Here is a 20,621-nt window from a genome sequence, read left to right as displayed (position 1 = left end):
TACCCTCAGCACAATATAGCTATGAATTATCCAGTATTTAAGGGAGCAGGATACATTCTTGTTCACACACCAGATATGATAGTGAGAAATGGATCAACTGCTGCTGTAGAAAGAGTAACAAATCCAGATTCAGAGTTTTTAAAAGAAGTAAATAATCATATTCGTACATATGAAGAAGTGGTTAACTATTTACCTAACCAAGTATACATCGGAAATAAAACTCCTGAAGAATTGAAGGCTTATCCAATGCCTTGGTATGATATTAAAGATGAACAAGGTCAACGACATGGGAAATTTGGACAAATTGTCCCACAAGATGAGTTTATAGCATTGATGAAACTTTGTGATGCTTTTGACTTAGTTAAACTATCAGAAGAGTTTGTAGCCGACGTTCGTCCTAAAATAGAGGAAAACTTCAAAGAGCTAGCTCCTTTATTCGAAAAATTAGAAGGATCTGACCTAAGTGATAATGAAGAAGGATTCGAAGACTTAGTTCACGAAGGTAAAGTAGTTGGCTTCGTTAAAAAAGCTCACGATGTTGATGTGAACTTGAATGCTCACGTTATCTTCGAAAACCTTGTTGTAAAAGCATCTGGAGTTGTTTCAGCATTAGAATTACTTCGTAATTCTGGCGTTAATCCAGCTGATATTGACTATGTTGTAGAATGTTCTGAAGAAGCTTGTGGAGATATAAACCAACGTGGTGGTGGTAACTTCGCTAAGGCGATTGCAGAAGTAGTTGGTCTAGTTAACGCAACTGGATCTGACCTAAGAGGTTTCTGTGCTGCACCAACACATGCATTAATCAGTGCTTCATCTCTAGTAAAAGCTGGAGTATATAAAAATGTTCTAGTGGTTGCTGGTGGAGCAAGTGCTAAATTAGGTATGAATGGTAAAGACCACGTTAAAAAAGGTCTTCCAGTACTAGAAGACGTACTAGGTGGATTTGCTGTATTAATTAGTGAAAATGATGGAGTAAATCCAATCATTAGAACTGATATGGTCGGAAAACACAATGTAGGAACAGGATCTTCACCACAAGCTGTAATGGGAGCTCTTGTAGCAGATCCGTTAGAAAAAGCTAAATTGAAGATTACAGATGTTGATGTGTTCTCTGTAGAAATGCAAAACCCAGATATCACAAAAGCTGCTGGAGCAGGTAACGTTCCAGAAGCTAACTACAAAATGATTGCAGCATTAGCAGCAATGCGTGGAGATATTGAGAAAAAAGAACTTAAAACATTTATCGAAGCTAAAGGTTTACCTGGTTGGGCTCCAACACAGGGACACATTCCTTCAGGAGTACCTTATGTAGGATTCTTAATCGATGACTTAACAAAAGGTGATAAAAACCGTGCTATGATCGTAGGTAAAGGAAGTCTGTTCTTAGGAAGAATGACAAACTTATTTGATGGAGTATCTATTGTAGTTGAAAGAAACAGCGGTAATGTAGAAGGAGAATCTGCAGGAATTTCTAAAGATGAAATCAGAAAAATTATAGCAGAATCAATGAGAAAAATTTCCCAAGAAATGTTAGAAGAATAGGGGTGATACTATGAGTAAACAAGTTATATCAGAAGTATTGCTAGAAGTAGCTAATGCCATTGAAACAGGTAACTTTGGTAAAAAATTAAAGGTTGGTTTAACAACTTTAGGAAGTGAACATGGCTTTGAGAACTTACTTAACGGTGCAATATTAGCTAAAAATCCTGTATTCGACATAGTTTTAATAGGTAAGGGACATGAAGATTTTGAATCTTATGAAGCTAAAGATGAAGACGAAGCTCATAAAATTATGGAAGACCTATTAGATAAAGGGGAAATAGCTTCTTGTGTAACTATGCATTATAATTTCCCTATCGGCGTATCTACAGTAGGTAGAGTTATTACACCTGCTAGAGGTACTGAAATGCTTCTTGCTACAACAACAGGTACTTCGGCAACTAATAGAGTAGAGGCGATGGTAAGAAATACACTATACGGTATTGCTACTGCTAAGTCTCTTGGAAAATCTAATCCAACAGTTGGTATCGCTAATGTTGAAGGTGCTAGACAAGTTGAAAAAATATTATTAGATCTTAAAGAAAATGGTTATGAATTTGAATTTGCAACATCTCAAAGAGCAGATGGTGGTTCAGTAATGAGAGGTAATGACTTACTTATGGGAACTCCTGATGTTATGGTAGTTGATTCATTAACTGGTAACTTATTTATGAAGATATTTTCAGCATTTACTACTGGTGGAGATTATGAAGCTAGTGGATTTGGTTATGGACCTGGTGTAGGAGAAGATTATGATAGAAGAATTTTGATTTTATCAAGAGCATCTGGTTCACCTGTTGTAGCTAATGCATTAAAATATGCCTATGAAGTAGCAAAAGGTAAAGTAAATGAAATAGCAAGAAAAGAATTTGAAAAAGCTAATAAAGCTAAACTAGATGAATTTATTTCTAAATTGAAAGTTAAAAAAGAAGGTTCAGCGACAACTGAAGAAGTTAAAATGCCAGAAAAAGAAGTAGTTACTGCACAAATCTCTGGAATTGATATTCTAGACCTTGAAGATGCAACTAAACTACTTTGGAAAAATGGTATTTATGCTGAGAGTGGAATGGGATGTACTGGACCAATAGTTTTAGTAAATCCTGATAAGAAAGAATCAGCAGAAGAAACTCTTAAAAATGAAGGGCTTATTTCATAATCTAAACGATAGATAATGGTTTCTATGAGAAGGAAAAGCCACATTATGGTTTAAATAATTATTATATACTCTCTTATTGGATAATATTTCCAGTAAGAGGGTATTTTTGGAGTTTTTTGTCAAATTCGATTGAATTTTTGAGTATATGTAGGAACATAATGTATGTTACTATATATTTGATGGGATTAAGAAAACAAGAAAAATTTGAACAAAATAGATTATCACGTTATAATAATAAAGTTGGAAGTCATTAAATAGAGAAGGATTGTTAGAATGTATTGGTAATTCTAATGAAAGGAGAAATTTTTTATTAATGCAAATTTTTAGAAAGAAAACACTAGAGAAAGTACTTGGAGAAAGTGGAAAAAAGACTTTAAGACCGACACTTAAAACTATGGACTTAATACTCTTAGGAATAGGTTCTGTTATTGGTTCAGGTATTCTGGTATTAACGGGAGAAGCTGCTTCTAAGTCAGGACCATCGGTAATTTTCTCGTTTTTAATTGCTGGATTAGCTTGTGGACTCACAGCTTTATGTTACGCAGAATTGTCTTCTACAATACCATCAAGTGGAAGTGTTTATACGTATAGCTATATTACATTAGGTGAGGTCGTTGCTCATTGTATGGGGTGGCTTTTAGCTGGAAGTTATATAATTGCAGGGGCTGCAATAGCTAATGGGTGGTCAAGTTATTTTAAATCTTTATTAGAAGGTTTTGGAATAATAATCCCTAAGGAATATACAACGTTACCTAGCGAAGGAGGATATGGGAATGTTTTAGCGATGACTGTTGTTTTATTAATAACGATAGTTTTGTTTAAAGGGACGAAGAGTAGTAAGTTCGTTAATAATTTTATGGTTGCTATTAAAATATTAGTAATATTACTATTTGTTCTTGTTGGTATATTTTATATAGCTCCGACAAACTGGACGGATAATTTTGCACCACAAGGGATTTCTGGAGTAATGATAGGTGCGACAACGGTGTTCTTTGCGTATTTAGGTTTTGATACAATCTCAACGTCAGCAGAAGAAACGATAAATCCGCAAAAAGCATTACCTCAAGCAATTATTATTACACTGTTTTTATGTACTGTATTTTATATAATTGTTTGTTTAGTTATTACTGGTATGGTTCCATTTACCCAGTTAGGAAAAGGTGATGCCTTAGCATATGTACTAGGGAAAGTGGGTCAAGGTAAATTAGCGGGAGTAGTTTCCTTAGGTGCGGTAATCGGACTTCTATCTGGGCCTTTAGGGACGATGTTTGCTGCGGTTAGAGTTCTATATACGATGAGTAGAGATGGACTATTACCAAGACAATTATCAATATTAAATAGAAGTGGTATACCAGGATCAACAACAATAGGTGTTGGTTTATTAATGACTATCTTAACTGGATTTTTACCATTAGGACAATTAGCTGATTTAGCTAATGTTTCATACATAATAGCATTTGCGTTGGTTAGCTATTCAACATTTATTATTAGAAGGGATTATCCTAATGCAAAAAGAGGATTTACCATGCCAGGAATGCCGTATTTGCCAATGATATCAATATTATTATTTATCGTATTATTGTATGGTATTCAATTTTCAACATGGATAATTTTTGGATGTTGGATTTTAGTAGGTTTAGCAATTTATTTTATCTATTCTGTAAATCATAGTAAAGAAAAATAAAATGATAATAAAATAAAAAAGCTTGGATATTAGTTATGTCTAATATCCAAGCTTTTTTATAAGTATTGTGAATCATCTTCTATTATTTCTTTAACCTTTTGCATTTGGTTATCTAGTTTAGCACTTATCTCCGCACAGAGTTGAAGACGACGCGCTATTTCTTTTTCTTTCTCTTCATTTAAATTTTTCTTGTATCTAAGCTTATGTTCTAAGCTAGCCCAGAAATCCATGGCTATTGTTCTAAATTGAACCTCAACAGCCACATGTTCTACTTTATCTGATAAGAAGATTGGTACCTTAACAATAAGGTGATAACTTCTATAGCCATTTTCTTTGTAGTTTTTAATATAGTCTTTCTCAGCTATAACTGTAAGGTCATCTTGTTGTTTTAGCGCATCGACAAGTTTATAAACATCATTTTTAAATGAACATATAACTCGAACCCCTGCAACATCATAGATATTTTCTTTTATTGTATTTATGTCAAAAGGTAAGTCTAAACGTTTAAGTTTATTCATTAAACTCATTGGTGTCTTCAGTCTAGTATTTACGGATTCGATGGGGTTGCTCTCACCATGAAGAGAAAATTCCTTATCGAATACATTTAGTTTTGTTTCAATTTCAAGCATAGCACATTCGTAGTGCATAAATAATTCTACATAAGGTTCTAATTCGTTTATTAATAGTGAACTATCATTTTCCATAGAAAATAATTGATCTGTTAATTTTTCAATTTGTGTTTTTTTCATATACATATCTCACTTTATTGTTTAATATAATTTTATCATAAATCCTTATATTAAAATATAGTTTAAGTGGTAAAAAAATAAATATTTTAGGTTGAAGTGAACTTTTTGAATATCATTTTTAATTACCGTTGTATTAGGAAAAGTGGAACTGTATTATAATTTTTATTGTTTATAAATTGCTACAGAAGTATATGTTAACCTCTGTCAACCTTGATAAAATAACGTTTTTTAATTTTATTTCGAAAAACAGAAGAGCTAAAAAAATTCACAATTTAGCTGAACGGCTAGCTTATAGCATTTCTAAATTTCCCGGAAATGATAACTATAGACAGAGGAATTTTTTTGAGATAAGATAGTATTATAATGTTTTTATGAATCTAAAATTATATCGAAATGAGGGATAACATGCAAAATAATAATTTATATTCATATACAAAAGCGAAAGTAGAAAGTTTAACAAAAAATTTACTAGTTATAAAAAGGGATGGACGAGTAGTAAAGTTTGATGCTGAGAAAATTTATAATGCGATAGAAAAAGCGGTACATTCTGTCTTTGGGAAAAACCATAGTGTTAATATTAACGGTATTGTGGATAATGTTATTTTGGAGATTGCGAATAGATTTAAAGAAAATATAAAAATTTATGAACTTCAAAATGTTGTTGAACATACACTTCTTACTTTAGGAGAAGAGGCGATTTATGAAGAGTATGTTGGCTATAGAAGTATGCGTGATATTGAGCGTGAACGCAGTCTTGATATAAATATAGCGATAGAAAAATTGGTGAATCGTGATGAGAATGTAGTAAACGAAAATGCTAATAAAGATAGTTTAGTATTTAATACGCATCGTGATTTAACTAGTGGTATTGTAGCAAAAGCAATCGGGCTTAAAATGTTACCGAAACATGTGGCTAATGCTCACCAAAAGGGAGATATTCACTATCATGACTTAGATTACTCTCCTTATCAACCTTTAACAAACTGCTGTTTAATTGACTTTAAAGAGATGCTAACAAAAGGCTTTAAAATTGGGAATGCAGATGTAGATAGTCCGAAGAGTATTCAAACAGCGACTGCTCAAATGGCCCAAATTATCGCAAATGTTGCTTCAAGTCAGTATGGTGGATGCAGTGCTGATAGAATTGATGAAGTTCTTGCACCGTTTGCACAATTGAACTATGAAAAGAACTTAAAAATTGCTCAAGAATGGATTGATGATGAGGAAAAACAAAAAGCATTTGCTGATAAGAAAACTAAAAAAGATATTTTTGATGCAATGCAATCTCTAGAGTATGAAATTAATACTTTATATTCGTCTCAAGGACAAACACCATTTACATCTCTAGGGTTCGGTTTAGGTGAAGGATACTTTGAAAAAGAGATTCAAAAAGCTATTCTTAAGGTGAGAATTGAAGGATTAGGAAAAGAGAAAAGAACTGCTATTTTTCCTAAATTGATTTTTGTTATTAAAGATGGTCTGAATTTAAAATCAACAGATCCTAACTATGATGTTAAACAACTTGCATTATCATGTGCGACACAAAGAATGTACCCAGATGTACTTATGTATGATACGATTACGAAGATTACCGGTAGTTGTAAAACTCCGATGGGATGTAGATCATTTTTACCAGCATGGAGAAATGAACAAGGACAACTTGTGGAAAGTGGTCGTATGAATCTAGGGGTGGTAACATTAAATCTTCCTAGAGTAGCTCTAGAATCAAAAGGAGATAAAGAAGAGTTTTGGAATATCTTCAAAGAAAGATTAGAAATTTGTAAAGATGCGTTAGATTACAGAGCAAAACGTTGTGGTGAGGCTAAGCCTAAAAATGCACCTATTCTGTATATGCACGGGGCTTTCGGTAAACGGCTTAAACCTGAAGATAGGGTAAAACAATTATTTGACAATAAACGTTCTACATTATCATTAGGGTATATAGGCTTATATGAAGTCGCAAGTGTCTTTTATGGAGGAGAATGGGAGAAAAATCCTGAGGCGAAAGATTTCACTTTAGATATTATGCGTTATATGAAGGAGTGCGTGGATAAATGGACTGAAGAAGGGGATTACTGGTATAGTATTTACTCAACGCCTAGTGAATCGCTAACTGATAGGTTCTGTCGTATGGATACTGAGAAGTTCGGTATTGTAGAAAATATAACGGATAAAGAATACTACACGAACTCATATCACTATGATGTAAGGAAAAATCCAACGCCTTTTGAGAAGTTAGAGTTTGAAAAGGATTATCCATATTATGCAAGCGGTGGATTCATTCATTATTGTGAATATCCGGTATTAAAACAAAATCCAAAAGCATTAGAAGCGGTATGGGACTTTGCTTATGACAAGGTAGGATATTTAGGAACAAATACACCGATAGACCGTTGTTATAAATGCGGATATGAGGGTGAATTTGAACCTACTAAAAAAGGATTTAAATGCCCAGAATGCGGTAATAGAGATCCAAAGAGCTGTGATGTTGTTAAGCGAACATGTGGTTATTTAGGTAATCCTCAAGCTCGTCCGATGATCAAAGGACGACACAAAGAAATAGTAGCGAGGGTTAAACATTTAAAATAAAAATAACTTTTAATAGAGGGTGACTCGAAAATCGTGATTTCTAGAAACAAGATTTTGACGAGTCACCCTCGGACAATTTGTTAGATATCTAAAAAGCTTTTATAAAGAGTATTTAGATATCAATAAACCACTGCGTCTATGAGATTTTATATGAACTTTGTTAAATTTTAGGACTTTTGGATCAGCTTCTATAATTTTTAAAGTTTAAATAGCATAAAAACCTAATCTATAAGAACAAAAAACCTTTAAATCCTTTACATTATCTGATTTTTTTGATAAAATCAATACTGATAAGAATTTAGGAGGAATTTAAACATGGGTAAAATTTTTAAAGGTGCTTTATTAGGTGCAGTGAGTGCGTTAGGAGCTTATTATTATAAAAATCCTAAGGAGTTAGAAAAACATAAAGAATTACTGAAAGAAAATACTAAAACTGGTATTGAAAAATTAACAGCAATTATTAATGAAAAAACTCAAGAATTAGAAGCGAGAACACAAGAAGAAAAAGATCTTGCTAAAGAAAAACTAGAAGAATTAACTGCAACTGCAGAATTTGAAAAAGTAGAAGAAAACTTCGTAGAATTAGGAGCAAAAGCTGAAGAGGTTAAGGAAGAAGTTGTTGCTGAAGTAACTGAAAAAGTAGAAGATGTGAAAGAAACTGCAGAACCTGTAGTAGAAAAAGTAGAAGGAGTTGTTGCTCCAGTTGCAGAAAAAGTAGAAGAAGTAGCGGCACCAGTTGTAGAGAAAGCAGAAGAAGTAGTTGAAGAAGTAAACGAAATAGTAGTACCTGCTGCAGAACCTACGTTTACAAAAGTAGAAGAAGTTGTAGAAAGTGCAAAAGAAACAGTTGTAGATCACTACGAAGAAAAAGTAGAACCTACATTTGAAGAAATTCATGAAGCGGTAGCTCCAGTAATCGAAAAAGCAGAAGAAGTTAAAGAAGAAGTAGAAGAAGTTGTAGAAGAAAAACCAAAAACAACTCTAGATTCTATCGTATCTTTATTCGCTTCAAAAGAAGGAAAATAATATTGTAACTATTGAATTCGAGGTATGAGAGAAAGCTCACATACCTCGTTTTTTTATTAATATAAACTAGAGATTTATCCATACAGAAAAAATAATACATAACATAAAAACTAGATAATTTTGAATAAATTACCTAGTTTCTTTCTTATTCTTATAGTCTATCAGCGATTGCTTTTCTAATTTCTTCGAATTCAGCAGGCTCAACTTTTTGAGGTGGCCATTTAACTTCTAAATTATCGAAGTTTATATCTTTATCTTTATATCTTGGTACGATGTGGAAGTGAAGGTGGAAGACACTTTGTCCAGCATATTCTTCGTTATTTTGGAAGATATTTACTCCATCACAACCATATGCTTCTTTTACAGCATTAGCAATTTTCGGAAGAACACGTCCAATGTTAGCAGCTGTTTCAGGATCACAGTCAAAAATATTTCTGCTGTGTTTTTTCGGAATTACTAAAGTGTGTCCTTTTGTAATAGGGAACACATCTAGAAAGCTATATACATGCTCATCTTCATATACTTTATAACTTGGGATTTCTCCATCAATAATTTTTTCGAAAATAGTTTTTTCCATAATTTAACTCCTTATTATTTTAAATTTTGTAGTGTTTCAATTAAAAGTTTTTTCAGGTTTGCACTAATTTTTTGTGCAGTTTGTAGTACGTGCTCGTGATTGTGTTTTTTCTCTTGAATACCTGTAGCCATATTAGTAGCACATGCTAATACTGCAACTGGAAGTGATGCGTGGTTTGCGGCGATTACCTCAGGTACCGTAGACATACCTACAAGGTCACATCCCATAGTTTTGAATGCACGAATTTCCGCACGTGTTTCAAAATAAGGACCTTGGAAGAATCCGTAAACACCAGTGTGTAAAGTAAGGTCTAATTTTTTTGCAGAATTGTGTAAAGTCTCAACTAAGTACGGATCGAAAGGAGTTGTCATGTCAACAAATCTTTCTCCTAGACGCGGGTCATTTTCTCCCATTAGAGGGTTGTTGTTTACAAGTGAGATGAAGTCATCAAGACATACGATATCTCCTTCACTAAAGTTTGTGTTAATAGCTCCACAAGCGTTAGTGATGAATAACCCTTTTACACCAAGGTGTTTAACAACATATGTCATAAAGGCAACATCTTTCATGCTATATCCTTCGTAATAGTGAAGACGTCCGTTTAATACTAATACATTTTTCCCAGAAATCTTTCCGAAAGTTAGTTTATTTGCATGCCCTTTTACTCGATTAGCATGTTTATTTCCTGGAAAAAGTGGAATAGCTTCGTAACCAAGTTCTTGTTGATCTTCAAGCTCAAGTGTAATACCACTACCTAAAACAACTGCGTAGTCTATCGGCTCATTAAAATATTTTATTATGTAATTTGCCGTCTCAATAATATTCTGATAATATGTCATAATATAAATCCTCCTGAAAATGCTTTATCAAAGTTATTATAGCATAAAAAATTCAGAAAATATATAATTTTATATTAATTATTATCAACGTTTATATACTTAATATAAATACGTTTATGTTATTTTTAATGATGCTATTGAAATGGAAAAAGAATATCAATATGTACTATAGTATTATGATTTATTTAATCTAATTTTTAGTTGTGTTAAAAAAATTTAAAAAAAGCTCAAAAAACATTTGCAAGCGCTTTAAAAATATTGTATTATGAACGTAGTACATAAATATTTTTAGGAGGACATTATGAAAAAATTACGTACTATATTTGCAATTTTAGTTGCATTATCATTAATTGTTGTTGGTTGTTCTTCAAAGAGTGCTAAGAATGACACTAAATCTGACGGAAAGAGCGGATATAAAATTGGTGTCGTAACTGGTGAAGGTGGAGCAAAAGATAAGAGTTTTAACCAGGCTAACGTAGAGGCGATTCAAGCGTGGGCTAAAGCAAATGGTGCTAAAGATCCAGTTGTTATCGAAACGAAGAATCAAGCAGACTTAGCTGCTAATTTACAAAATGCTGCAAAGGTATCTGATATTGTATCTCTAGCTGGATTTGAATTTGAAAAAGAAATTACAAAGACTGCAGAGCAATATAAAGATAAAAAATTTATGTATGTAGATAGTTTTGTAGATGCTCCAAATATTGCTTCATTAATTTTTAAAGAACAAGAAGCGGGATATTTAGCTGGATATGCAGCAGCTTTACAATCTAAAACGGGGAAAGTTGGATTTATCGGGGGAACTAAAATTCCGCCAGTAGAGCGATTTGGGATTGGATTTGTACAAGGTGCTAAAGCAGCTAAAAGTGATATTAAAGTAATGTACAATTACAGTGGAACATTCTCAGATACAAATAAAGGGAAAACTTTAGCTGCTACTATGTATGACTCAGGAGCAGATGTAATCTTCGTTGCTGCTGGAAATACAGGAAACGGAGTAATTTCAGAAGCTAAAGAACGTGGAATAATTGATATGTCTAAGAGTGGAGAAATTAAACACTGGGTTGTTGGTGTTGATAAAGATCAATATGAAGAAGGTATCTTTAAAGGTAAAGATAAAGATGGAAAAGAATATCAGAAATCTGCTATCTTAACTTCTGCTGTTAAAAATATTGAAGTAGCTGTAACAAAAATTTTAAATGAAATTAAAGAAGGGAAATTCTCAAAAGGTGAACACATTTTTGGTATTAAAGAAAATGGTGTAGGTATTCCAAAAGAGAATCCTAACTTAAGCGAAGAAGCGAAATCAAAAATCGCTAAAGCTATAGAAGAATTAAAATCAGGAAAAGTTGAAGTAGTAGCTACTGGAGATGAACTTAAAGCTAAAGGGGCAGCTACAAATATTGAAGGGGAATTATAAAAAAATTTAATGTTGGAATCTCTATAGAACTTTTAATTCTATAGAGATTTTTTTATTTCTCTATGACTATTAGCGTGTGTTAATTGATCACGATAAGAGTACTTTATTTTAATGTTCGTAAAGTTTTAACTCTTTAATAAGTCCCTTTTTATAGTTTTATTTTAATTTATTTAATTAATGTGTAATAATTAATAATGTGTAAAAATTCGTGTTAAATTGTAAACGTTATTAATGTTTTGAAAATGCTTTATAATTTCAAAATAATTCTATGGAAATGAAGGAGAATAGATATGATATAAGCTGTGAAAGTTGTTTTTATAGCTTTTTATAATTATAAAACGAACATTATAAAAAAATGTTAACATTTCAAAAATAAATTATTGAAGTTTCAAAGATAATGTGGTATTATTTAGATATAAACAATATACAAATAAAGGAGACTTTTTATTTATGAAAAAGGTATTTTCGTTAATAGCAGTTGTTTTATCAGCAGCATTAATTATTGTTGGATGTTCTTCTAAATCATCTAACGGAAATTCATCTTCTAACAACTCTGGATTAAAAATCGGTGTTGTAACTGACGAAGGTGGAGCAAAAGATAAAAGTTTTAACCAAAGTAACGTTGAAACTGTAAAAGCTTGGGCAGAGAAAAATGGTGGAAAAGCACTTAATCCAATCGAAACTAAAAACCAAAGTGACATTGCAGCTAACTTACAAAACGCAGCAAAAGCTTCTGACGTAATTTCATTAGCTGGTTTCTACTTTGAAAAAGAATTACCAAAAGTTGCAGATTCATTTGCAGATAAAAAATTCATTTTCATCGATGGTGTAGTTCAAAACAAAAACGTTGCTTCTGTAACATTCTCAGAACACGAAGCTGGATACTTAGCTGGATATGCAGCAGCTTTACAATCAAAAACTGGTAAAGTTGGATACATTGGTGGAGCTAAAATTCCTGCAGTAGTTAAATTTGGTGTTGGATTTGTTCAAGGTGCTAAAGCAGCTAAAAAAGACATCAAAGTTGTTTACAACTACAGTGGTTCATTCAATGACACTAACAAAGGTAAAACTTTAGCAGCAACTATGTTTGATGCTGGTGCTGATGTAATCTTCGTAGCAGCTGGTGGTACTGGTAGCGGATCTATTAAAGAAGCTCAAGAAAGAGCTACTAAAGATCTTAAAGAAAGCGGAGAAGTTAAACACTGGATCGTTGGTGTAGATAAAGACCAATATTCTGAAGGTGTATTCAAAGCTAAAGATAAAGACGGAAAAGATGTTGAAAAATCAGTTATCTTAACTTCAGCTGTTAAACGTATCGATGTAGCAGTTGCTAACATCTTAGATGCTATCAAAGCTAACAAATTTGAAGGTGGAACAGCTAAAGTCTTCACTATTAAAGAAGATGGTGTTGGACTTCCAGCAGAAAACCCTAACTTAAGCGATGATATCAAAGCTAAAATTAAAACAGTTGTTGAAGATCTTAAAGCTGGAAAAGCAACAGTTGCAGCAGACGCAGCTGGTGTAGCTGATAAAGCTAATATCGACGGAGAACTTTAATTTTGAAAAGTTTATAGTAAAAAGGCCTAGCAAATGCTAGGTCTTTTTTTATAATAATTATTATAAAATTTCTTAAATAGTATTAAAAAATTTATATTATAATTATAATTACTTAAGTTTTAAAAATCGTATTATATTATAAAATATTAAAACGAATACAGTATAGATTTTAATTAATTTACTACGTAGTAAATTAATATTAAATATAAATAAAAAAATACCTTAAAAAGCTATACTAGTTTGTCAAAATATATTATAATATATAGTATGTAAGAATATATAAAAGAGAGGTAAAGATATGTACGCTATAGAAATGCTAAACATAACTAAAAAGTTTGGCGACTTCTACGCAAATAAAGATATCACTATTCAAGTAAAAAACAATGAAATTCATGCGTTACTTGGTGAAAATGGTGCTGGAAAATCTACGTTGATGTCGGTTCTTTTTGGTATGTACCATCAAGAAGCCGGTGTTATTAAGTTAAATGGTACAGAAGTTGATATTAAAGATCCTAAGCATGCTAATAAACTAGGGATAGGTATGGTACACCAACACTTTAAACTTATTAAAAACTTTACAGTTGCTGAAAACATTATTTTAGGGATGGAAGAAGTAAAAAGTGGAAAAATTGATTTAGATAGCGCAGCTGAAAAGATTATAGAACTATCTAGAAAATATGGTTTAGAAGTTGATCCTAGAGCATTAGTTGGGGATATTAGTGTAGGGATGCAACAAAGGGTAGAAATCCTTAAAATGTTATATAGAGATGCAAATATCTTAATTTTTGACGAACCTACTGCAGTGTTAACTCCTGCAGAGATTAAAGAATTCTTAGCTATCCTTAAAAATCTTCAAACAGAAGGGAAAACTATTTTACTAATTACTCACAAACTTAACGAAATTATGGCTGTTGCTAATCGCTGTAGTATTATTCGTCGTGGTGAGTACTTTGGAACTGTAGAAATAGCAGAAACAACTAAAGAACAATTAGCTAGTTTAATGATTGGTAAAGACTTAGAAATAATTAAATATGAGCGTTCAAGAGAAGGTAAGAAGAATATTCTTGAAGTTTCAGGTGTTTATGCTGATACTGCTGAGAAAAAAGATATCCTTCACGATTTCAACTTAAATGTCCATGAACGTGAAATTCTAGGTATCGCAGGGGTTGACGGAAATGGACAACAACAATTTGTAGAAGTACTAAATGCTTTACTTAAAGAAACAAAAGGGAAAATTATTTTCGACGGAAAAGAAATCAATTCATTATCTACTGCAAAACGTAAAGAGCTTGGACTTGAGATTATTGCAGAAGATAGACACAAAGATGGTCTTGTACTAGACTTCAGTGTTGAAGAAAACTCAGTTTTAGAAAACTATTACACAGAAAAATTCTCTAATCGTGGATTCTTGAAGAAAAATATTATCTCAAAATTTGCGAAAGAAATTTGTGAAAAATATGATGTTCGTAAAGCAGGGGATGAGAAAATTTCTGCGCGTAGTATGAGTGGTGGTAACCAACAAAAACTTATAATTGGACGTGCTTTAGAATTAAATCCGAAATTATTAGTAACAACACAACCTACTCGTGGACTTGACGTTGGAGCTATTAATGGTATTCATAAAATGCTAATTGACTATCGTGATAAAGGTAACGGTGTATTATTGATTTCATTTGACTTAGATGAAATTTTAACATTATCTGATAGAATTGCAGTTATTCACAATGGTAACATCATTGATGTCGTGGATAATGATGAAAATGTAACAAAAGAACAACTTGGTCTGCTTATGGCAGGGGTTAAGAAGTAGAGAGGAGAACGTATGTTAAAAAAAGTTTTAACTAATGCGGTGCTACCGATATTAGCTTCATTTATTATTGGGGCGATTCTTATTTCAGCGATAGGGGCAGCACCAGGAGATGTGTTTGGAGTAGTTGGAGATATTTTCTCAGACTCAAACAGTATAGCTGAAATTTTCGTATCAACAATTCCACTTATTTGTACTGGATTATCTGTTGCATTTGCATTTAGAACAGGTTTATTCAACATTGGAGCAGAAGGTCAATTCATTATGGGTGGACTTTTCGCTGGACTTGTTGCGATTAAAATGGAAGGTATGAACTTCTATTTAGTATTAATTACTAGTATTTTAGTTGGGATTGTAGTAGGTGGTCTTTGGGCAGCTATTGCAGGTTACTTAAAAGCTAGATTCAATATCAGTGAAGTAGTTGTAACAATTATGTTAAACTATACAGCTTTATATTTCGTACAATTTGCAGTGCCTAAATATATTAAAGGAACTAATGATATTATTTCTAAACCAATCGTTTCAGCTGATGGAACTGGGTATTTACAAAATAGTTTAGTTGAAGGTATTTTCAACAACTATCGTTTAGGAACAGATTTATTCTTAGCTATCTTTAGTGTTATCATTTTCTATATTGTTATGGAAAAAACAGTATTCGGATATGAATTACGTTCTGTAGGTTTTAACCCGAATGCATCAAAATTCGTAGGTATGAAAGTTAACAGAAACACTGTGTTATCTATGGCTATTTCAGGAGCTTTCGCTGGTTTAGGTGGTGCTCTTTACAACATGGGACCTGTAGGACAAGTAGTTGCAGGTTCAACATTCCAAGGATTTGGATACATGGGAATCGCGGTTGCTTTAATCGGTGCTAATACTGCTTTAGGATCATTATTAGGAGCATTATTATTCGGATTCCTAGGAGTATTAACTCCACAATTATCATTCATCGGTATTCCAAAAGATATCGCGAATATTTTAATCGGATTAATCGTATTATTCGTTGCAGCTAAAGCTATCTTTGATAACAAGTTGCTTGATAAATTATTTAGTAGTAAGAAACAGAAAGGAGATAAATAGATGGATACAGTATTATCACTATTAGACTCAATGTTACAATATACTGCGCCAATTCTTATAGCTGCCATCGGTGGTTTCTATTCAGAAAAAAGTGGGGTTGTTAACATTGCCCTTGACGGTTTCGTAATTTTTGGATCATTCGTCGCATCACTATTAGCATTATCAGTATTCGATGGATCTCCAACATTATTCCAATTAGTAATTTGTTTAGTTGTTGCCACACTTGCTGGTGGTTTAATGTCGTTAGTCCACGCATATATCAGTATTAACTTAAAAGCTGACCAAGTTATCTCAGGTACGGCGATAAACTTAATTACACCAGCTATAGCGTTATTCTTAGTTAACCACTTTAATGGTACATATGAATTATTATTAGCAAGTGGGTTCCCAAGATATACAGTATTTGGTAAATTCACTATTTACCCAACGGTATTTATAGCTGTAATCTTAGTAATTGTAACATATTACGTAATTTACAAACGTCCATTCGGATTACGTCTACGTTCTGTAGGGGAAAACCCACAGGCGAGTGATTCACTTGGATTAAACGTATTTAAATACCGTTACATTGGGGTATTTATCTCAGGATGTTTAGCAGGATTAGCTGGAGCTATCATTGCAACTACATTCTCTCAAGGATTCAACGCAGCAATCACAGTATACGGATTCGGATACTTAGCATTAGCAGCATTAATCTTCGGTAAATATAACCCAATTACAATCACATTAGCTTCGTTATTCTTCGGAGGAACTAAAGTATTCGCTGAGAAAGTTTCTATCTTAGCACCAGACCTACCAATTCCGGTATCATTCTGGAACATGTTCCCATTCGTAGCTACAATCATTGCACTTATCGTATTTTCTAAGAAAACTGCTACTCCAGAAGCACTTGGTATTCCATACGATAAAGGTTTAAGATAATATATACAGTAGTCTTTGAAATCTATAAGTTTCAAGGACTACTTTTTTATCACTAAAATATGGTATAATATATGTAAATAAAAAAAGGAGATGAGTATATGAATAAAAAGTTATTAATGTTACTTGCGGCAGGAGCCTTAGTTATAACAGGATGTGCAGGGAAAGAAGCTTCAAAAACTTCAGATCAAAAAAATAACCCAGAGCAAAAAGAAAATAAAAAAGAAAATACAGAGAATAAAGAAACAGCTTCAAAAGAAAAAACAGAAGTTAAACACGATTTAGCAGCTGTGGAAAAATTAGCTCACTTAGTAGCTATTTCAGGAAATGACTTATCAAAATTAAATGAGCAAACAAACTTATTAGCATGGATTACTCAAGATAAATCTACAAAATTCAATTCTCCAGAAGGGGTACCATTAGCAAAAGTTTCAGTACAAGATTTCGTAGATGTAGTTAATGAATTCTCGGATAAAACATATTCTAAAGAAGAAGCACTAGAGCTACTACAAAGTCCAGCATTCAGTGAGCTTGATGGAAAATCTTCAGGAGCGACTACATTCCCTAAAGATAGCGAAATATACTACTACAAAGAAGATAATACACTTGTATTTGTATCTGTTGAAAGAGGTCATAATTATCCACAAGTATTAGATAAAAAAGAAAACTGGAAAACAGAAGGGGATAGCATTAAGATTGATGTACTAGATGCTATGACAAAAACAAAAATTTCAACAATAACATTAAAACAAAACAATAAAAATTATACAGGTGGACACAGTAAGTCTAAATACTATGTTGCTGAAGTGAAGACTACATAGAAAAGAAAATATAGAGTGATAGAATATTAAAAAGGAATATGGTAAAGGAATGACGACGTTATTAACTATATTAAATAATGAGGAGAAGAGCTTAGAGATAAGTGAAATATTCGATTCTAGTAAATACAATGTGTTAAAAGCTGTAACTTTTTCAATTGATGCAAATTTTTACAATAAGTACTTAGAAAACTTTGAAGAGACAACAATAACAGTAGGTATTCAAGATAGTGAAGTTCAAGAAAGAGCATTAGGTTCAAGGAAGCAAGCTATTCATCAATTGATAAATAGTACAAAAATATTAAATGATGGCACGCCTATGAGACTCATAGAAGAATTAAATTCTGGGCTTCAAGAAAAAATTACTAAAAATAAGTTTAATATAAGAATACCAATAGACAAAACCATTCATAGTAAGGTATATTTATTAGAAAATACTCAGACAAAAGAAACAAGGGTTATTATAGGTTCTGCAAATTTATCTACACAAGCATTTTCAAACAGTACTAATCAATTGGAAATAGTAGAAATTAGAGATAATGATGCTATTTTTGAAATATATAATGAATATTATGAAAATACAATAGTTCCTGCTACACAAAACTTATTCACGAAGTCTGTCTTAGACAAATTAACTAAGAAAAAAGCTAAAAATCCTGATTTGAATATCAATTTCACACCAGAGGAAGCTTCTGAGTTGAGGGTGAATACTATTAGCGATTTTTATGATGAAATTCAGAAAAAAGTTACGGTTGGTGAGATAAAACAAGAGTTAATAGAAGATTTGAAAGAGGAACAAGAATTCGAAAAAATCCGCGCAGAGGAATATCAACAAAGGGCTAATGAACTGGAATTTGCCTTGAGGATTACTAATAGTGTGGTTAATAGAAGAACAGGTAATACTGCTAATAGTGATACGAAACTTTTAGATAAGGCTAAGATGCGTACGAATATTAAAAAATATTTACAACTTCAAATTCAGGCTAAAAAAGTAAAATCGGAAACGGCCCCAAGGGAGCTTATCATAAATAAACCTGTATTGAGAACAGAGAACAATAGTGGGTTATCACAGGGGATAAAAATAGAAAGTACGATAAATCCAGAGACGAAAGCTTTAGAAGAACATTTTTCTTATTATCCAATAGGAGAGAGGCTAACTGATGTAGAAATAAAGGAAAATATTGAGATTATTTGTAAATTATTAAAGAATTACGAAGATTTTGTTCCTAATTATACTCCTGAATATGGGAAACGTGTTATGGAGACAATATTATATACGTTTACATCACCATTTATAGGTGAAATTAGAGAGAAATTCACATTAGGAAATGAAGCTCTGGATATACCTTTATTTGCTATTGTCGGTGGAACAGGGGGCTCTGGTAAGTCTAATTTACTTAATATATTAAATAAGATGTTAGGATTGACTACGGATAATAAAATACCGACGTATAATGAATTGGTAGATAATGATACGAGAAAAGATTCTGCAACACGACAACAGATTCGTTATTGGATGCTTAACGAGGATAATGTAGCTCCTTTACTTGTTGATGAGCTTCCAAGTGATTTCTTTAATGGAAAAGGTGAAGATTTGATTAAAGATATTTCTAACCAAGCGGAAAATCAAATACATTTGACTCCTGCATTTATTTGTACGACTAATGCAGAAGCAATTGGTTCTAAGTCAGAGGCTCTTAGTAGAAGAATATATTATTTATTAAATGATCGTAAATTTGATTCGCAAAGACGAGCAGAAACGACAGATAGATATATAGAAGTTTACGAGAAGATTAATTCAGGATTGTTTAGAGATTTTGTTTTGAGATTTTCTAAAAAACTTATGCAAGATGATTTGAATTGGAAACATTATAGTGGAAATAAATTAGATTTCTTATACTATACTCGTGAAATATTTAAAGAATATTTTGAAATCGCAGAAATTGAATTACCTGACTTTTTTCCACTTTCACGTGTAGATGATGCTACGAAAAATAATATGCTGATGTGGAGAAAATTGTATATAGGTTCTCCAGAATTGTTTAAAGAAGTTAGAGGGGAGCAAGAGGAGAGAAATATTTATATGATTAAGATGAGTGAACTTGATCATAATTTCCAAAGTTCTAGGTATGGAGTGGATAATACTAAGCCATCAAAAGTTTATTCGGAAGCATTAGAGAATAAGGTTTTGAGTTCAAGTAAGACAAATGCAGATCTATTTGTTGAAATTTTCCAAGATTCTTTCCATGAATGGATAAATGTTCCACTAAAATCAGATGATAAGCAAGAAAATATTGTTGAAGAAGAAAAAATTCAAGATGTAGAGGAGAAGGTTGGATTTTTCCAAAGATTATTTGGAAAGAATAAGTAGTTTATAGAGTTTTATTTATATATCTCCTATCATAAAAAAGGTAATAATCCTCCAAAATTTATCTGAATTTTGGAGGATTATTGGTTTTTTATTAAAGGGGTTTAAGTGGGGAACCTAATTGAATTAAATAGATTTGTAACATTTATAACAACTAAAAACGAAGTTAAATTAGGATTCTCCATTCAAATTATATTTGTAATAGCAGTTAGAACTAATAATCTTTGCCTCACTTTGTTCGTTAAGATTAAAGTTCTTGTTTCATATGCTGTACCTAAGAATTATGTCGTCGTTAAACTCTTAATAATTCAAATGTACACCGCATTATTCCCACTCAATAGGGGAAGAATCCATCCTGAGTAGGGAGTGACTCAAAAATCGTGATTTTGATGTGTACCCAAAATTCTGGACACATATATTTAGTTTAGACATGTGGATGTTATCCTGTATTGTACAGGTAACATCGATTTTGTCGAGTCACCCCCGCAAAGTTT

General features: G+C 32.3%; 15 protein-coding genes. 12 read left to right on the top strand and 3 right to left on the bottom strand.

Annotated features, from left to right (window positions below):
- The first annotated feature begins 21 nt into the window (after positions 1–21).
- The 3 genes from grdC to HMPREF3186_RS07655 all read left to right on the top strand — a co-directional run bounded on the left by grdC (position 22) and on the right by HMPREF3186_RS07655 (position 4,382).
- Positions 22–1,545: a glycine/sarcosine/betaine reductase complex component C subunit beta gene (grdC, locus tag HMPREF3186_RS07665; RefSeq protein ID WP_060914658.1), complete on the top strand. Its 1,524-nt coding sequence runs from the start codon at positions 22–24 to the stop codon at positions 1,543–1,545.
- A gap of 10 nt (positions 1,546–1,555) precedes the next feature.
- Entirely contained in the window at positions 1,556–2,698 is a 1,143-nt protein-coding gene (gene grdD / locus HMPREF3186_RS07660; RefSeq protein WP_060914657.1) for a glycine/sarcosine/betaine reductase complex component C subunit alpha, read from the top strand.
- 313 nt (positions 2,699–3,011) lie between these two features.
- Positions 3,012–4,382, top strand: a complete 1,371-nt coding sequence (locus HMPREF3186_RS07655) for an APC family permease (RefSeq protein WP_060914656.1) — start codon at positions 3,012–3,014, stop codon at positions 4,380–4,382.
- A gap of 56 nt (positions 4,383–4,438) precedes the next feature.
- Here the strand turns inward: HMPREF3186_RS07655 and HMPREF3186_RS07650 are convergent, their stop codons facing one another.
- Positions 4,439–5,131: a GTP pyrophosphokinase gene (locus HMPREF3186_RS07650; RefSeq protein WP_084812684.1), complete on the bottom strand. Its 693-nt coding sequence runs from the start codon at positions 5,129–5,131 to the stop codon at positions 4,439–4,441.
- A 405-nt stretch (positions 5,132–5,536) separates the two neighbouring features.
- Here HMPREF3186_RS07650 and nrdD point away from each other — a divergent pair, with 405 nt between their 5' ends.
- Both nrdD and HMPREF3186_RS07640 read left to right on the top strand, forming a co-directional pair.
- Positions 5,537–7,720: an anaerobic ribonucleoside-triphosphate reductase gene (nrdD, locus tag HMPREF3186_RS07645; RefSeq protein ID WP_060914655.1), complete on the top strand. Its 2,184-nt coding sequence runs from the start codon at positions 5,537–5,539 to the stop codon at positions 7,718–7,720.
- Positions 7,721–8,035: 315 nt separating this feature from the next.
- Entirely contained in the window at positions 8,036–8,746 is a 711-nt protein-coding gene (locus tag HMPREF3186_RS07640; RefSeq protein WP_060914654.1) for a hypothetical protein, read from the top strand.
- A 151-nt stretch (positions 8,747–8,897) separates the two neighbouring features.
- Here the strand turns inward: HMPREF3186_RS07640 and HMPREF3186_RS07635 are convergent, their stop codons facing one another.
- Positions 8,898–9,323, bottom strand: coding sequence for an HIT family protein (locus tag HMPREF3186_RS07635; RefSeq protein ID WP_060914653.1), 426 nt, complete (start codon positions 9,321–9,323; stop codon positions 8,898–8,900).
- A 14-nt stretch (positions 9,324–9,337) separates the two neighbouring features.
- A complete protein-coding gene (locus HMPREF3186_RS07630) occupies positions 9,338–10,162 on the bottom strand; it encodes a purine-nucleoside phosphorylase (protein WP_060914652.1) in 825 nt (274 codons plus the stop codon).
- A 301-nt stretch (positions 10,163–10,463) separates the two neighbouring features.
- On the opposite strand from HMPREF3186_RS07630, the gene HMPREF3186_RS07625 reads away from it, so the two are divergent.
- The 7 genes from HMPREF3186_RS07625 (at position 10,464) to HMPREF3186_RS07595 (ending at position 20,130) form a co-directional block, all read left to right on the top strand.
- On the top strand, positions 10,464–11,579 hold the full coding sequence (locus HMPREF3186_RS07625; protein ID WP_060914651.1) for a BMP family lipoprotein: 1,116 nt from the start codon (positions 10,464–10,466) through the stop codon (positions 11,577–11,579).
- Positions 11,580–12,029: 450 nt separating this feature from the next.
- Complete coding sequence (locus HMPREF3186_RS07620) at positions 12,030–13,136, top strand: BMP family lipoprotein (protein WP_060914650.1); 1,107 nt, start codon at positions 12,030–12,032, stop codon at positions 13,134–13,136.
- 298 nt (positions 13,137–13,434) lie between these two features.
- A complete protein-coding gene (locus HMPREF3186_RS07615; RefSeq protein ID WP_060914649.1) occupies positions 13,435–14,946 on the top strand; it encodes an ABC transporter ATP-binding protein in 1,512 nt (503 codons plus the stop codon).
- A 12-nt stretch (positions 14,947–14,958) separates the two neighbouring features.
- Positions 14,959–16,023: an ABC transporter permease gene (locus HMPREF3186_RS07610; protein WP_060914648.1), complete on the top strand. Its 1,065-nt coding sequence runs from the start codon at positions 14,959–14,961 to the stop codon at positions 16,021–16,023.
- Positions 16,024–16,944, top strand: coding sequence for an ABC transporter permease (locus HMPREF3186_RS07605; protein ID WP_060914647.1), 921 nt, complete (start codon positions 16,024–16,026; stop codon positions 16,942–16,944). It begins immediately after the preceding gene.
- A gap of 98 nt (positions 16,945–17,042) precedes the next feature.
- Entirely contained in the window at positions 17,043–17,762 is a 720-nt protein-coding gene (locus tag HMPREF3186_RS07600) for a hypothetical protein (protein ID WP_060914646.1), read from the top strand.
- A gap of 49 nt (positions 17,763–17,811) precedes the next feature.
- Positions 17,812–20,130, top strand: a complete 2,319-nt coding sequence (locus tag HMPREF3186_RS07595) for a phospholipase D family protein (protein WP_060914645.1) — start codon at positions 17,812–17,814, stop codon at positions 20,128–20,130.
- Positions 20,131–20,621 lie beyond the last annotated feature (491 nt).

Source organism: Gemella haemolysans (genome assembly GCF_001553035.1).
GTDB lineage: Bacteria > Bacillota > Bacilli > Staphylococcales > Gemellaceae > Gemella > Gemella haemolysans_B.
The sequence above is the reverse complement of the archived record's forward strand: the minus strand, read 5'-3'. Positions and strand labels throughout refer to the sequence as shown.